General features: G+C 70.6%; 16 protein-coding genes. 10 read left to right on the forward strand and 6 right to left on the reverse strand.

What is annotated here, in order from left to right; all coding sequences use genetic code 11:
• Positions 1-64: 64 nt before the first annotated feature.
• Positions 65-727, reverse strand: a complete 663-nt coding sequence (locus DMC18_RS07860) for a nitroreductase (RefSeq protein WP_110119407.1) — start codon at positions 725-727, stop codon at positions 65-67.
• A 64-nt stretch (positions 728-791) separates the two neighbouring features.
• Here DMC18_RS07860 and mtgA point away from each other — a divergent pair, with 64 nt between their 5' ends.
• Entirely contained in the window at positions 792-1505 is a 714-nt protein-coding gene (gene mtgA, locus DMC18_RS07865) for a monofunctional biosynthetic peptidoglycan transglycosylase (RefSeq protein ID WP_233245220.1), read from the forward strand.
• Positions 1506-1529: 24 nt separating this feature from the next.
• Positions 1530-2069, forward strand: a complete 540-nt coding sequence (locus DMC18_RS07870; protein ID WP_110119406.1) for a GNAT family N-acetyltransferase — start codon at positions 1530-1532, stop codon at positions 2067-2069.
• A gap of 204 nt (positions 2070-2273) precedes the next feature.
• On the opposite strand, the gene DMC18_RS07875 is transcribed toward DMC18_RS07870, so the two are convergent.
• Together DMC18_RS07875 and gloB are read right to left on the reverse strand one after the other, a co-directional pair.
• Positions 2274-2729, reverse strand: coding sequence for a cupin domain-containing protein (locus DMC18_RS07875; protein WP_370444616.1), 456 nt, complete (start codon positions 2727-2729; stop codon positions 2274-2276).
• Between the two features lie 5 nt (positions 2730-2734).
• Entirely contained in the window at positions 2735-3481 is a 747-nt protein-coding gene (gene gloB / locus DMC18_RS07880; RefSeq protein ID WP_110120111.1) for a hydroxyacylglutathione hydrolase, read from the reverse strand.
• Between the two features lie 91 nt (positions 3482-3572).
• Between gloB and DMC18_RS07885 the strand changes: the two genes are divergently transcribed.
• From DMC18_RS07885 to DMC18_RS07895, 3 genes are all read left to right on the forward strand, one after another.
• The gene (locus DMC18_RS07885) at positions 3573-4388 is read left to right on the forward strand and encodes a class I SAM-dependent methyltransferase (RefSeq protein ID WP_110132827.1); all 816 of its coding nucleotides are present in this window, start codon (positions 3573-3575) and stop codon (positions 4386-4388) included.
• A gap of 29 nt (positions 4389-4417) precedes the next feature.
• Entirely contained in the window at positions 4418-4762 is a 345-nt protein-coding gene (locus DMC18_RS07890; RefSeq protein WP_110120108.1) for a P-II family nitrogen regulator, read from the forward strand.
• 68 nt (positions 4763-4830) lie between these two features.
• On the forward strand, positions 4831-6339 hold the full coding sequence (locus tag DMC18_RS07895; RefSeq protein ID WP_110120107.1) for a phospholipase D-like domain-containing protein: 1509 nt from the start codon (positions 4831-4833) through the stop codon (positions 6337-6339).
• Positions 6340-6484: 145 nt separating this feature from the next.
• Here the strand turns inward: DMC18_RS07895 and DMC18_RS07900 are convergent, their stop codons facing one another.
• From DMC18_RS07900 to DMC18_RS07910, 3 genes are all read right to left on the reverse strand, one after another.
• Positions 6485-7228, reverse strand: a complete 744-nt coding sequence (locus tag DMC18_RS07900) for an endonuclease/exonuclease/phosphatase family protein (RefSeq protein ID WP_110120106.1) — start codon at positions 7226-7228, stop codon at positions 6485-6487.
• Positions 7225-7890, reverse strand: coding sequence for a methionine biosynthesis protein MetW (gene metW / locus DMC18_RS07905; protein ID WP_110120105.1), 666 nt, complete (start codon positions 7888-7890; stop codon positions 7225-7227). The genes DMC18_RS07900 and metW overlap by 4 nt, the downstream gene beginning before the upstream one ends.
• Before the next feature lie 142 nt (positions 7891-8032).
• A complete protein-coding gene (locus DMC18_RS07910) occupies positions 8033-9190 on the reverse strand; it encodes a homoserine O-acetyltransferase (protein ID WP_110120104.1) in 1158 nt (385 codons plus the stop codon).
• Between the two features lie 135 nt (positions 9191-9325).
• On the opposite strand from DMC18_RS07910, the gene DMC18_RS07915 reads away from it, so the two are divergent.
• The 5 genes from DMC18_RS07915 to DMC18_RS07935 are packed head-to-tail and all read left to right on the forward strand — an operon-like array spanning position 9326 to position 13480.
• Positions 9326-9838, forward strand: coding sequence for a histidine phosphatase family protein (locus tag DMC18_RS07915; protein ID WP_110120109.1), 513 nt, complete (start codon positions 9326-9328; stop codon positions 9836-9838).
• Positions 9835-10179 (forward strand): DUF952 domain-containing protein, encoded by a 345-nt coding sequence (locus DMC18_RS07920; protein WP_110120103.1) that lies wholly within the window; start codon positions 9835-9837, stop codon positions 10177-10179. Before DMC18_RS07915 ends, DMC18_RS07920 begins: the two co-directional genes overlap by 4 nt.
• Entirely contained in the window at positions 10176-11243 is a 1068-nt protein-coding gene (locus DMC18_RS07925) for a quinone-dependent dihydroorotate dehydrogenase (RefSeq protein WP_110120102.1), read from the forward strand. Before DMC18_RS07920 ends, DMC18_RS07925 begins: the two co-directional genes overlap by 4 nt.
• Positions 11240-11974 carry a TVP38/TMEM64 family protein gene (locus DMC18_RS07930; protein ID WP_110120101.1) on the forward strand — a complete coding sequence of 245 codons (735 nt, stop codon included), beginning with the start codon at positions 11240-11242 and terminating at the stop codon, positions 11972-11974. The genes DMC18_RS07925 and DMC18_RS07930 overlap by 4 nt, the downstream gene beginning before the upstream one ends.
• Positions 11975-11983: 9 nt before the next feature.
• Positions 11984-13480 (forward strand): HAMP domain-containing sensor histidine kinase, encoded by a 1497-nt coding sequence (locus tag DMC18_RS07935; RefSeq protein ID WP_110132828.1) that lies wholly within the window; start codon positions 11984-11986, stop codon positions 13478-13480.
• Positions 13481-13541 lie beyond the last annotated feature (61 nt).

Below are 13541 nucleotides of genomic sequence, written 5' to 3' on the forward strand. Positions count from 1 at the left end.
TGCCGCTATCACTTCCCCCTCAGTCGCTCCGCGACAGCTCCCCCTTCAGGGGGAGCATCTGAAATCAGAACCCCCGCAGCTCGCCCCAGACCTCGAAATCATCCCGCCGCGAACGCCACTGGTTCACGGCCGCGTCCTCGTCGGCCACGCCCAGCGCCATGCCCGAGAACACCATGTGGTCGTCCGGCAGGCCCAGGAATTCCGCCGACAGCTTGCCATAGGCCGACCAGAACTCCTGGGCGCAGGTGGCCAGGCCCCGTTCCGTCGCCAGCAGCATCACCGTCTGCATGTACATGCCCAGGTCCGACCACTGCGGCGGGCCAAGCTGGCGGTCGATCGAAAAGAACAATCCCACCGGCGCGCCGAAGAACTCGGCGTTGCGGGCGAACTGCTTGAGGCGGCCCAGCTTGTCCTCGCGGGGGATCTCCAGCGCGCCGTAGAGATCCTCGCCGACCTGGAAGCGGCGACTGCGGAAGGGCTCCCACAGATTGGCCGGATAGACGGCGTATTGCGCCTCGTCGGGCGAGCCCAGGCGGGCGGCGACCTGAGCCTTGAAGTCGGCCAGCGCCTCGCCGGCGACGGCGTGGACCTTCCACGGCTGGAGGTTTCCGCCCGACGGCGCGCGGGCGGCGGCCTCGAGGATGGCCCGCACCGTCTCGCCCGGCACCGGATCGGCCCTGAACGCCCGCGCCGAAAACCGCCGCGCCACCGCTTCGGACACGCTCACCGCATCGGCCATCAAGGCCTCCCTAACCAACGCGCCCTATCGAGGGCGCTTAGGGTTGGCTAGCATCCGGCCGCAAGGTCAAGGCAAGGGGCGTCGCGTTTTGAAGGTCTTGTTGCGCAACATCGTGCTGGCGCTGTTCATCGTGCTGGTCGTCGGCCCGATCCTGGCGGTGCTGGTCTATCGCTTCGTCCCCGTGCCGGCGACGCCGCTGATGGTCATCCGCGCCGTCGAGGGCAAGGGCTGGGACCACCGCTGGCGGCCGCTGTCGAAGGTTTCGCCCAGCCTGCCGCGCGCCCTGATCGCCGCCGAAGACGCCCGCTTCTGCGAGCACCACGGCTTCGACGTCGAGGCCCTGCAGAAGGCCTACGAGAACAACGAGAAGGGCAAGAAGGTGCGCGGCGGCTCGACCATCAGCCAGCAGACCGCCAAGAACGTCTTCCTGTGGCCGGACCGCTCCTACCTGCGCAAGGGGCTGGAGGCCTGGTTCACGGTGCTGATCGAGCTGGGCTGGGGCAAGCAGCGGATCATGGAGGTCTATCTGAACTCCATCGAGTTCGGCCCCGGCATCTATGGCGCTGAGGCCGCCGCCCAGCGCTACTTCAAGACCAGCGCCGCCAGGCTGACCCCGGCCCAGTCGGCGCGGCTGGCGGCGATCCTGCCCAGTCCGCTGAAGTGGAAGGCCGTCAAGCCCGGCCGCTACGTCCAGAAGCGCTCGCGCCGGATCGGCGCGGCTTCTGGCACGGTGCGCCGCGACGGCCTGGAAGCCTGCGTGATCTGAACAAGAAAAGAGGGAGGAAATTCGATGGCTGTCGCGCCCGGTCCCACGCTGGAGACCGCCCGCCTGATCCTGCGCCCCACCGCCGCCGAGGACCTCGACGGCTGGGCCGAACTGATGGGCGACGCGCAGGCCGCCCAGTACATCGGCGGCTACCAGAACCGCGACACCGCCTGGCGCGGCATGGCCTCGATGGCCGGCTCGTGGGCGATGAACGGCTTCGGCATGTTCTCGCTGCTCGACAAGGACACCGGCCGGTGGCTGGGCCGCATCGGCCCGTGGCGGCCCGAGGGCTGGCCGGGGACCGAGGTCGGCTGGAGCCTGCTGCGCTCGGCCTGGGGCAAGGGCTATGCGGTGGAAGCCGCGACGGCGGCCATCGACTGGGCCTTCGAGCACCTGGGCTGGGACGAGGTGATCCACTGCATCCACCCGGAGAACGTGGCGTCACAGCAGGTGGCGATCCGGCTGGGGTCGACGAACCGCGGGCCGAAGCCGCTGCCGGCGCCGTATTCGGATGTTCCGAACGAGGTTTGGGGGCAGACGAAGGAAGAGTGGCGAGCCCGATAACCAGAGACACTCTCCCTGAAGGGAGAGGTGTCGGCGAAGCCGACGGAGAGGGAAGGCACTGCCGACACTAGCGGCGGCTGAAAACGTCCCCCTCCGGCCCTCCGGGCCACCTCCCCCAGAGGGGGAGGATCTGATCCGACGCCTCGCCAAGAAGATGCTCCCCCTCTGGGGGAGCTGTCGGCGAAGCCGACTGAGGGGGTCTTCCTAAGACGCCCGAGGCCGCCACCCGTCCGGCGCCAGCTCGAACCCTTCGAACCGGAACCCCGGCGCCACGGTGCAGCCGACCAGGGTCCAGGCCCCCAGCGACACCGCCGTCTGCCACCAGCCGACCGGCACCACCACCTGCGGCCGGCAGCCGGCCCGCAGGTCGGGACCCAGCGTATGGGGCGTCATGCCGACGCCGTCGGGCGGCGACAGGGTGAGCGAGATCGGGGCGCCGGCGTACCAGTGCCAGACCTCGACCGCGTCGATGCGGTGCCAGGCCGACATCTGCTCGGCCTCCAGCAGGTAGTAGATCGCCGTCGAGGCCGGGCGGCCCTCGGCGTTGGGCGCGTCCTCGAACACCCGCACGTACCAGCCGCCCTCGGGGTGGGGCTGCATGCCCAGCAGGCGCACGATCTCGCCGGCGCCCAGGTCGCCGGAAATCCCCACAACGCTCATCGAACTCATCCCTTGAAACTGTCCTTGGCCGCGCGGATTTCGGCGAAGGCCTGAGCCGGCGCCAGGCCGGGCCGCAGCAGCGGCGCGCGCAGGAACGGATTGGTGGCCTTCTCCAGGCCGATGGTGGTGGGCACGGTGGCCTCGCCGCGCTCGCGGGCGGCGAACACCTCGTCCGCCCGCGCCTTCAGCGCCGGATCGGCGTCGACCGACAGGGCGAAGCGGGCGTTGGAGGCGGTGTATTCGTGGGCGCAGTAGACGGCGGTGTCGTCGGGCAGGTCGGCCAGCCGCGACAGCGAGGCCCACATCTGCTCGGGGTCGCCCTCGAACATCCGTCCGCAGCCCAGGGCGAACAGGGTGTCGCCGACGAAGGCGACGGCGTCGGCGGCGTCGTGATAGGCCACGTGACCCAGCGTGTGGCCGCCGCTGTCGATGACCGAGAACTTCGTCTCGCCCAGCACCACGACCTCGCCTGGGAGCGCCTCATGGTGCAGCGGCGCTATTCGAGTCACTTCCTGCGGTCCGATGATGGTCGCGCCGGTGGCCGCATGAACCTTCTCGTTGCCGCCGGCGTGGTCGGGATGCCAGTGGGTGTTGAGGATCAGGTCGAGGCCCCAGCCCAGCTTTTCCAGTTGGGCGAGGATGGCGTCGGCGTCCGGCGTGTCGATGCAGGCGGTCTTGCCGGTCGCGACATCGCGCACGAGAAAGCCGTAATTGTCGGACAGGCAGGGAAACTGGTGGATTTCGAGCGGCATGCGGACGGCCTCGGTCACGGGCGGGGGTCGGCGGGCGTGACGTGGAGGATTCGCCCGCCTAAATAAGTGACGCCTGGGCCACGGAGATTCAATGCGCCGCGACGTGCTCGACCTCAGGGCCTTCTACGCCGCCCCGCTCGGCCGGGTGGCGCGGGAAATGCTCGGCCGCAAGGTGGCCGAGGCCTGGGGCGACGCCAACGGGCTGGATGTGCTGGGCCTGGGCTACGCCACCCCCTTCCTCGACGAGGCCCGCGCCAAGGCCCGACGCGTCGTGGCCGCCATGCCCGCCACCCAAGGCGTAGAAGTCTGGCCCGGCGGCGAGCGCAACCAGGCCGCCCTGGTCGAAGAGACCGCCCTGCCCTTTCCCAACGCCATGTTCGACCGCATCCTGGCCGTCCACGCCCTGGAGGAGGCCGACGACCCGGCCGCCGTGCTGCGCGAGATCTGGCGGGTCATGGCCCCGTCCGGCCGGCTGATCGTCGCCGTGGCCTCGCGGGACGGGGTCTGGGCCGGGGCCGAGAGCACGCCGTTCGGGCACGGCCGCCCGTTCAGCCGCAGCCAGCTGGAAAGCCTGCTGCGCGAGGCCGACCTGGAGCCCGCCGGCTGGACGCGCGCCCTCTACGCGCCGCCGATGGCCTTCACCGCCGGCTGGGCCGAGGGCTTCGAGCAGGTGGGCGCGCGCCTGTGGCCGCGCTTCGCCGGCCTGATCCTGATGGAGGCGGTCAAGCAGACCTTCGCGGTCAAGCCGCGGGGCACGCGGGCCCGGGCGCGGGTGTTCGCGCCGGTCATGCCGCCCGTTCCGGCGGGCGCGGCGCCTGTTCGAAAGGCGCCGGGAACCGTAAGGACCGGAATACTATTGGAAGCTGTGGCGGCAGGGCCTAGCCTGGAGTCGCCGACACAGCCGTAACCGGCCGCGTATGAAGGGGATGCCGCGCCATGAAGATGATCGTCGCCGTGATCAAGCCCAGCCGCCTGGACGCCGTGCTCGAAGCGGTCACAGAAGCCGGCGCTTCGGGCCTGACGGTGACCGAAGTGCGCGGCTACGGCCGCCAGAAGGGCAAGACCGAGGTCTATCGCGGCGCCGAGTACGAGGTGAAGCTGCTGCCGAAGGTCAAGCTCGAGATCGCCGTGCCCACCGACGTGGCCGACGCCGTGATCGAGGCCCTGCAGCGCACCGCCAACACCGGCAAGATCGGCGACGGCAAGGTCTTCGTCATGGACCTGGAGCAGGCCCTGCGCATCCGCACCGGCGAGCGCGACGCCGCCGCCATCGCCGGCTGATCTTTCCGGCAAGCGGAGCCATATTCGCCGCCGCACGTTTTCGAGCGGAGTAGCGGCGTAGGGGCGTCATGGCAGAATCCGAATCCGTCTTCTGTCCCGGCTCGACCTGCTGGCGGGTCGAGACCGCCGACCGGCTTGCGCTGTTCATCGACAACGACGAGGCCTTCGATGCGCTGAAGGCCCTGCTGCTGTCGGCCAGGCACTCGATCTGGATCCTGGCCTGGGTGTTCGATCCGCTCACCCGGCTCGATCCCGATCGCGTGAAGAAGAGCCGCGATCCCGAGCACGCCGACCGCATCGGCCTTCTGCTGCGTCGGCAGGCGGCGTTGAACCCGGCTCTGGACGTGCGGGTGCTGGCCTGGGACATGCCGTTCCCGATCGCCGCCTCGCAGCTGTTCGGACCCCAGCGCGGCGCGGCCTTCTTCGCCGGCTCCAAGGTCAAGTACCGGCTGGACAACACCCTGCCGGCTAGCGCCTGCCATCACCAGAAGGTGGTTGTCGTCGACGGGGTCACGGCCCTGCTCAGCGGCGGCGACATCGGCGTCGACCGCTGGGACACCACCGCCCATCTCGACAACGACCCGCGCCGGCGCCTGCCCACGGGGCATCACTATCCGGCCCGCCACGAGGTCGCCGCCCTGGTCGACGGCCACACCGCCGAGGCCCTGGGCGAGCTCTTCGTCGAACGCTGGCGCAAGGCGACGGGTGAAACGGTCGATCCGCCGCAGCGTCCGGCGATCACGCCCTGGCCGCACGGCCTGACGCCGCTGCTGCGCCGCGTGCCCGTGGCCATCGCCCGCACCCAGCCGGCCTGGCGCCACGACCCCGAGATCACCGAGTGCCTGCAGCTGCACCTGCAGACCATCCGCACGGCCCAATGGCTGATCTATGTGGAGAACCAGTACCTGACCTCGCCGATCGTGGTCGAAGCCCTGGCCGAGCGTCTGGCCGAGCCCGACGGCCCGGAGGTGGTGACCATCGGCCCGGCCCGCAGCCCGAGCTATTTCGACCAGATCACCATGGACAGCGCCCGCACCGCGGCGATCAACCGCCTGCGCGAGGTCGACGTCCACGGCCGCTTCTACGCCTTCAGCGCCCGCACGCCCAAGGGCGCGCCGATCATCGTCCACTCGAAGGTGGCGGTGGCCGACGACCGGGTGCTGCGCCTGGGCTCGGCCAATCTCAACAACCGCTCGATCGGGCTCGACACCGAGTGCGACATCGGCTTCGAGGCCCGCGACGAGGACGAGCGCCTGGCCATCGCCGCCTTCCTGGGCCGGCTGGTCGGCCACTTCCTGGGGGTCGAGACCGAGGTGCTGCTGGAGGCCTTCCTGGAGTATGGCGGCCTTGGCCCGGCCATCGAGGCGCTGGACGGCAAGACCGGCCCGCGCCGCCTGGAGCCGGTGGGCGTGGTCCCGCTGAAGGGCCTGAAGAAGTTCGTCGCCGACTGGAGCCTGGGCGACGCCATCGCCCCCGACGACGCCTGGCGTCCCTGGGGCCGCCGCAAGCGGCTCCGACACGACCTGGCGCGGCTGACGGCTCCCCCGCCGGAACCGCCGGAGCATTTGCAGCTCTGAGTTCCCTCTCCCCTTGCAGGAGAGGGTGGCCCCGTGGAGCGGGGTCGGGTGAGGGGTCCCTCAGAAGCTTGCGGAAAGGCCTTTCGCCCCCTCATCCGTCGGCCTTCGGCCGCCACCTTCTCCCGCAAGGGGAGAAGGATCCTGATCAGTCCTCGATCTCCAGATCCACCACCAGCGGCAGGTGGTCCGACGCCACCCGGGCCAGGGCGTCGTAGGGCGAGAAGACGTTCACCGTGCGCAGGCCCTTGGTCAGGAACACGTGGTCGATACGCATGAACGGGAAGTTCGAGGGGAAGGTGGCGGTCGGGGCCTTGCCCCAGCCCGAGGCCAGGGTCTGGGCGTCGCGGGCGGCGGCCTTCAGCAGGCGGTAGGTGGCCGAATAGGGCGTGGCGTTGAAGTCGCCCAGCAGCACGCCCGGCGCGGTCCAGCGGTCGGACGCCATCCAGGCCTCGCCGACCAGGGCGGCGGCCTGGCGCTTCTGCTCCTGGGGCACCAGACCAAGGTGGGTGTTGATGATCTGCACCGGCTTGCCGCCGACCATCACCTCGACCCACAGCGCCCCGCGCGGCTCCAGCCCCGGCACGGCGCGGTAGAAAGGCAGCGGGCCGGACTTGATCAGCTTCTCGGGCAGGTGGGTGAGGATGGCGTCGCCATAGAGCTCCTCCTCCACCGTCATGGCCGGGTGGAAGTGAAAGCCCATCTTCAGGAGTTCGGCCAAGCGATGGGCCTGATCGACGTTGCCGGTGCGCAGCCGGCCGACGTCGAGTTCCTGCAGGGCCACGACGTCGGGCTCGTGCGCCGAGATCACCTCGGCCACGCGTTCCACGTCGAGCCTGCGGTCGCCGCCCACGCAACGGTGGACGTTGTAGGTCATCAGCCGCAGCTTCATGGGATCAGAAGATCGCCTGAAACGGCGCTAGGTTCCACACGCTGCGCGGGCGCCCCCCGGCTGAGCAGGAAGAGACAGCTCTCCGAGCGCCAGTTCTCAAGGGCCTTGGTCGGGTCGATCGGCCGCGCGGGGCCGTTTCCGGCGAAGGCGGCGCTGGAATCGACGCGCACGCCCAGGTCCTCCGTCAGGGCCATGAAGTCGGCCAGGGTGCACAGGTGGATGTTCGGCGTCGCCCACCAGGGCGTCGGCAGGGCCTTGGTCTCGGGCATCCGCCCCCGGCTGAGCAGCGACCAGCGCACGCTCCAATGGCCGAAATTGGGGAACGACACGATCGCCCGGTCGGCGATGCGCAGCAGCTCGTCCAGCACGTGGCGCGGATTGCGCGTGGCCTGCAGGGTCTGGGACAGGATGGCGTAGTCGAAGGTCTTGTCTGGGAAGTGGTCGAGATCCTGGTCGGCGTCGCCCTGCACCACCGACAGCCCCCGCGCCATGCAGGCGGCCACGCCGTGGGCGCTGATCTCCAGCCCCCGGCCGTCGACCTCCTTGTCCCGGGTCAGCAGCTCCAGCAGCGCCCCCTCGCCGCAGCCGACGTCGAGCACCCGCGCGCCGGGGCGCACGAGGCGGAGGATTTCGCGGAAGTCTTCGCGGATCATCAGCAAGATCCTCCCCCTCTGGGGGAGGTGGCCCAGAGGGCCTGAGGGGGGGCGTTTTCAACCGCCGCGGCGCTGGCCGACATCGCAGAGATTTCCCCCTCAGTCTGCTTCGCCGACAGCCCCCCCTTCAGGAGGAGCGTCTTGAAATCGATCATCGCCCGATCCCCCGTTCCCGCTCCACCGACGCCATGAACCCCGTCAGCGCCGCGTCCATCACCGGCTCGTCCAGCAGGAAGGCGTCGTGGCCCTTGTCGCTGTCGATCTCGGCGAAGGCCGCGCGGCAGCCGGCGGCGGTCAGGGCGCGGACGATGTGACGGCTTTCCGAGGTGGGATAGAGCCAGTCGCTGGTGAAGCTGAGCACGCAGAACCGCACGTCGCGCGCGGCCTTGAAGGCGTTGGCCAGCACCCCGCCGTGCGGCGCGGCCAGGTCGAAATAGTCCATGGCCCGGGTGATGTAGAGGTAGGAGTTGGCGTCGAAGCGGTCGACGAACGCCGCCCCTTGGTGACGCAGATAGCTCTCGACCTGGAAATCGGCGTCGAAGCCCCAGGAGAGGCCGTCGCGCTGCAGCTCGCGCCCGAACTTGCGTTGCAGGGCGGGCTCGGAAAGATAGGTGATGTGGGCGGCCATCCGCGCCACGGCCAGGCCCTTCTCGGGCCGCGCGCCCTGGCTGGCATAGGCCCCGCCGCGCCACTCGGGATCGGCCATGATCGCCTGGCGCCCCACCTCGTGGAAGGCGATGTTCTGGGCCGAATGTCGCGAGGCCGAGGCCACGATCACGGCGCTGAACAGCTTTTTCGGATAGTCGGCCGCCCACTGCTGCACCTGCATGCCGCCCATCGAGCCGCCGACCACCGCCAGCAGGGTGTCGACCCCCAGGGCGTCGATCAGCATGGCCTGGGCCCGCACCATGTCGGCGATGGTCAGGATCGGGAACGACAGACCCCAGGGCTCTCCGGTGGCCGGATTGGTCGAGGCGGGGCCGGTCGAGCCCATGCAGCCGCCGATGACGTTGGAGCAGATGACGAAGTGGCGGGCCGGGTCGATCGGCTTGCCGGGACCCACCAGCCGCGTCCACCAGCCGGGCTTGCCGGTCGTCGGATTGGCCCCGGCCACGTACTGGTCGCCGGTCAGGGCGTGGCAGATCAGGATGGCGTTGGAGCCGTCCTCGTTCAGCGCGCCATAGGTCTGGTAGGCGATCTCCAGGCTGGCGATCTTCGCCCCTGAATCGAGCACCAGCGGACGGTCGGCGGGGAAGCGCCAGACACCGCCGCCGAGCGGCGCGGAAACGTCCAGGTCGAGATCGGCCATGTCGCCTTGGACCGCCTGTCGGCGAAGGTGTCAACCATGCGCTTTGCGCCTGGCCCCCGGGCTCGTATGAGGAGATCGTCGAGACGGCGTTTCTCGCCATTTGCCCCGCTTCGAAACCGCTCTATGGAGGGCGCCATGGACCGTCTGATCCTGATGCGCCACGGCAAGGCCGAGCGGCACGCCGCCCAGGGCGGAGACTTCGAACGCGCTCTGGCCGAGCGCGGCCGCCAGGACGTGGCGCTGATCGCTTCGGCGCTGGCTTCGGAGGGCCTGTCGCCCGACCTGGTGCTGGTCTCGGCCGCCCGCCGCACCCGCGAGACCTGGGACGCCGCCGCCGGCGCGTTTCCCGGCGCGACCGCCGAAATCGACAAGAGCCTCTATCATGCCGAGGCTCAGGAGGTTCTGGCCGCCGTCCGCGAAGCCGACGCTCCGGCCGGCACGGTGATGGTGGTCGGCCACAATCCGGGCCTGCACGACCTGTCGCTGCGCCTTGCCTTGGGCGGCCCCGCCGACGCGGGCGAGCTTTCCAAGCTGCGCGGCCGCTTTCCCACCGCTACGGCGGCGGTCTTCGACATCGACGCGTCCGGCGCCCCGCGGCTGGCGCGCGTCTTCTACGCATCCGAACACGGCGGGCACGGCGGCGAATGACCCTGGTCTACAAGATCCTGCCCAAGGCCCTCTGGGACGAGGCCAAGGCGGCCGGCCGCTTTGACGGCGCCCCCATCGACCACGCCGACGGCTTCATTCACCTGTCGGCCGCCGGCCAGGCCCAGGAAACCGCCGCCCTCTATTTCCGCGGCCAGGAGAATCTTGTCCTGGTCGGTTTCGACGCCGACGCCCTGGGTCCGGACCTGAAGTGGGAGGCCTCGCGCGGCGGGGCGCTGTTCCCGCACCTGTTCCGCAGCCTCTCGCCAGCCGAAGCCGTTTCGGAAAAGCCGATCCCCCTCGACGCCGACGGCGTGCCGCAACTGGGCGACCTTTCCGCATGAGCCTGCACGACATCGCCTCCCGCGCCCTGCACGTGCTGGACCCCGAAGACGCCCACGGCTGGGCGATCCGCGGCCTGAAGTGGGGCCTGGGTCCGCGCGACGGCGGCGTCGACGATCCGATCCTGGCCACCAGCGTCGCGGGCCTGCAGCTGTCGAACTGCGTGGGCCTGGCCGCCGGCTTCGACAAGAACGCCGAGGTTCCCGACGCCATGCTGGCCGCCGGCTTCGGCTTCGTGGAAGCCGGCACGGTCACGCCCCTGGCCCAGGCCGGCAATCCGCGCCCGCGCCTGTTCCGGCTGACCGACGACCAGGCGGTGATCAACCGCATGGGCTTCAACAACGAGGGGCTGGAGCCGTTCGCCGCGCGGCTGGCCGCCCGCAAGCACGCCCACGCCGACCGCCTGGGCGTGTTCGGCGCCAATATCGGGGCCAACAAGGACGCGCAGGACCGCATCGGCGACTACGTCACGGGCCTGACCCGCCTGTGGGGCCTGTCGGACTATTTCACCGTCAACATCTCCTCGCCCAACACGCCGGGCCTGCGCGCCTTGCAGACCAAGGCGGCGCTGGAGGAACTGCTGGGCCGGATCGCCGAGGCCCGCGCCGGTCTCGCCAAGGGCGGCGCCGACTATCCGATCTTCCTCAAGGTCGCGCCCGACCTGGAGGACGGCGAGGTCGAGGCCATCGTCGAGACCGTGCTGGCCCAGGGCCTGAACGGGATCATCGTCTCCAACACCACCATCGCCCGTCCCGACAGCCTCAAGTCGGCTCAGAAGGGCGAGGGCGGCGGGCTTTCCGGCGCGCCGCTGCTGGGCGCCTCGACCGCGGTGCTGGCCCAGTTCCACGCCGCCGCCAGGGGCCGCCTGGCCCTGATCGGGGCCGGCGGCATCGCCAGCGGGGCCGACGCCCTGGCCAAGATCAAGGCCGGCGCCTGCGCGGTGCAGCTCTATTCGGCCCTGGTCTATGGCGGGCCGGGCCTGGTGGTCCGCATCAAGAAGGACCTGGCCGCCCGCCTGCGCGCCGAAGGCTTCGCCAGCGTCTCCGAGGCGATCGGGACCGCATGAATCCCGACCAGAGCCTGGCCTGCCTGAGACGCTTCGGACCGCTCGCGGTCCTGGCGATCCTGCTCGCCGTGGCTCTGGGTTCGGGCCTGGCCGGGAAGCTTTCCCTGGAAACCCTCCAGGCCCAGGGCCAGGCCTTGCAGGCCTTCGCCCACGAGCATCCGGCGCGCTGCGCCGTGATCTTCGTGCTGGTCTATGTCGCCACCGTCTCGGTCTCGCTGCCCGGGGCGCTGATCCTGTCGCTGAGCAGCGGCTTTCTGTTCGGCCCGCTCGGCGGCGCCCTGGCCCTGACCGGCGTGACCGGCGGCTCGACCGTGGTCTACGCGGCCTGCCGCACCGCCTTCGGCGACTTCCTGCGCCGCAAGCCGGGCGCCCTGCTGACCCGCATCGAGGAGGGATTCAAGGCCGACGCCTTCTCCTACCTGCTGACCCTGCGGCTGATCCCGGCCTTCCCGCTGCTGCTGGTCAATGTCGCCTCGGGCCTGATGCGCATACCGCTGCGCACCTATCTGCTGGCCTCGGTGCTGGGCATGGCGCCCAGCTCGTTCATCTATGCCGGCATCGGTTCGGGCCTGGGCCATCTGTTCGCCACGGGAGAGCCGGTGACCCTGTCCACCCTGGCCTCGCCGCGCATCTATCTGCCGATCGTCGGCCTGGGCGTGCTGGCGCTGATCCCGCCGCTCTGGAAGACCGCGCGCAGGCGCCGCGTTGCCCCGGCCCCCGACGTGAAGTAACCCAGACACATGGCCGAACCGGTCACGCCGCCCGCCGCACCCGACAAGCCGCCCGGAAGACGCCTTCCGTGGCCCGGCGGCCTGTCGGCGCGCCTGCTGCTCTTGACCGCCCTCTTCGTGTTCCTGGCCGGCGCCTGCATCCTGCCGCCCGCCCTGGCGGACCTGGAAAAGCAGTGGCTGCTCGACCGGGTGCGCGCCGCCGAACTGGCCTCGACCATCGCCGCCGCCGATCCCGAGCGCCGGGTCACCGACCAGGTCTCCCAGCGCCTGCTCGACCAGGCCGGCGTGGTCATCGTGGCCTTGCAGGTCGACGGCGCCCGCCGCCTCGTCCTGCCGACCGAACCGCGCAGCATCGAGCAGCCCTATCTCGTCGACCTGCGCCGCCAGAACTCCGGCTCGTGGCTGGCCGCCCCGTTCTTCACCCTGAAGAGCAAGCCGGGCAGCCTGGTGCGGGTCATGGCCGAGCCGCGCTTCCGCCAGGAGGCCGAGTTCGTCGAGATCGTACTGCCCGACGCCCCTCTGAAGGCCTATCTGATCTCCAACTTCTGGCGCCTGGCGGGCGTGACCCTGTTCGCGGCGGGCCTGGCCGGGGGCTTGATCTACCTGTCGCTGAACTTCCTGCTGGTGCGGCCGATGCAGCGCATCACCAAGGCCATGGAGCGGTTCCGCGCCGATCCCGAGGATCCCGAGGCCCGGGTCGTCGTCTCGCGCCGTCGCGACGAGATCGGCCGCGCCGAGGCCGAGCTCGACGCCATGCAGACCGACCTGCGCACCGCCCTCCAGGCCAAGGCGCGTCTCGCGGCCCTCGGCGAGGCCGTGGCCAAGATCAATCACGACCTGCGCAACATGCTGACCAGCGCCCAGATGGCGTCCGACCGCCTGGCCGCCCTGGGCGATCCCAAGGTGGCCCAGGCCCTGCCGCGCCTGGAGCGGGCTCTGGACCGCGCCATCACCCTGGCCAGCGACGTCATGGCCTACGGCAAGTCCAAGGAGCCGGCCCCGGTGTCGCGCACCGTGGCCCTGCGCGCGGCGCTGGAGATGGCGGCCGAGGACTCCGGCCTTTCGCCCAAGGGCGTGGCCCTGGAGACGGTGATCGACCCGCGCGAGCTGGTGATCGCCGATCCCGACCAGCTGCACCGCATCCTCACCAACCTGCTGCGCAACGCCCGCGAGGCCATCGAGGGCGCGCCCGATCGCGGCGGCAAGGGCCGGGTGTTCGTGGAGTTGCGCCGCGTCGACGGCATGAGCCACCTGCGGCTGTCGGACGATGGCCCCGGCGTGCCCGAGCGGGCGCGGGCCAACCTGTTCCAGCCGTTCGTGGGATCGGTGCGCCGCGGCGGCACGGGCCTTGGCCTGGCCATCGCCCGCGAACTGGCCCAGGGCCACGGCGGCGACCTGGCGCTGGTGGAGACAGGCCCCGGCGGCTCGGTGTTCGACCTGACCCTGGCGGGGGTTCCCGATCCGGCGCCGGCCGAGGAAACAGAAGCGGCGAAGTCGAAGCCCTGACCCTTCTCCCCTTGCGGGAGAAGGTGGCGGCGATAGCCGACGGATGAGGGGTCTCTCAGAC

This window comes from Caulobacter sp. D5, from assembly GCF_003185805.1.
Classification (GTDB): domain Bacteria; phylum Pseudomonadota; class Alphaproteobacteria; order Caulobacterales; family Caulobacteraceae; genus Caulobacter.

What these genes read in the sequence shown, in the direction of transcription:
- DMC18_RS07915 (WP_110120109.1), top strand. Translation starts at nt 9,326, where the DNA reads ATGGACCGTCTGATCCTGATGCGCCACGGCAAGGCCGAGCGGCACGCC.
- DMC18_RS07885 (WP_110132827.1), top strand. Translation starts at nt 3,573, where the DNA reads ATGCGCCGCGACGTGCTCGACCTCAGGGCCTTCTACGCCGCCCCGCTC.
- DMC18_RS07895 (WP_110120107.1), top strand. Translation starts at nt 4,831, where the DNA reads ATGGCAGAATCCGAATCCGTCTTCTGTCCCGGCTCGACCTGCTGGCGG.
- DMC18_RS07900 (WP_110120106.1), bottom strand. Translation starts at nt 7,228, where the DNA reads ATGAAGCTGCGGCTGATGACCTACAACGTCCACCGTTGCGTGGGCGGC.
- DMC18_RS07935 (WP_110132828.1), top strand. Translation starts at nt 11,984, where the DNA reads ATGGCCGAACCGGTCACGCCGCCCGCCGCACCCGACAAGCCGCCCGGA.
- gloB (WP_110120111.1), bottom strand. Translation starts at nt 3,481, where the DNA reads ATGCCGCTCGAAATCCACCAGTTTCCCTGCCTGTCCGACAATTACGGC.
- DMC18_RS07875 (WP_370444616.1), bottom strand. Translation starts at nt 2,729, where the DNA reads ATGAGCGTTGTGGGGATTTCCGGCGACCTGGGCGCCGGCGAGATCGTG.
- DMC18_RS07920 (WP_110120103.1), top strand. Translation starts at nt 9,835, where the DNA reads ATGACCCTGGTCTACAAGATCCTGCCCAAGGCCCTCTGGGACGAGGCC.
- DMC18_RS07890 (WP_110120108.1), top strand. Translation starts at nt 4,418, where the DNA reads ATGAAGATGATCGTCGCCGTGATCAAGCCCAGCCGCCTGGACGCCGTG.
- DMC18_RS07870 (WP_110119406.1), top strand. Translation starts at nt 1,530, where the DNA reads ATGGCTGTCGCGCCCGGTCCCACGCTGGAGACCGCCCGCCTGATCCTG.
- DMC18_RS07910 (WP_110120104.1), bottom strand. Translation starts at nt 9,190, where the DNA reads ATGGCCGATCTCGACCTGGACGTTTCCGCGCCGCTCGGCGGCGGTGTC.
- DMC18_RS07925 (WP_110120102.1), top strand. Translation starts at nt 10,176, where the DNA reads ATGAGCCTGCACGACATCGCCTCCCGCGCCCTGCACGTGCTGGACCCC.
- DMC18_RS07930 (WP_110120101.1), top strand. Translation starts at nt 11,240, where the DNA reads ATGAATCCCGACCAGAGCCTGGCCTGCCTGAGACGCTTCGGACCGCTC.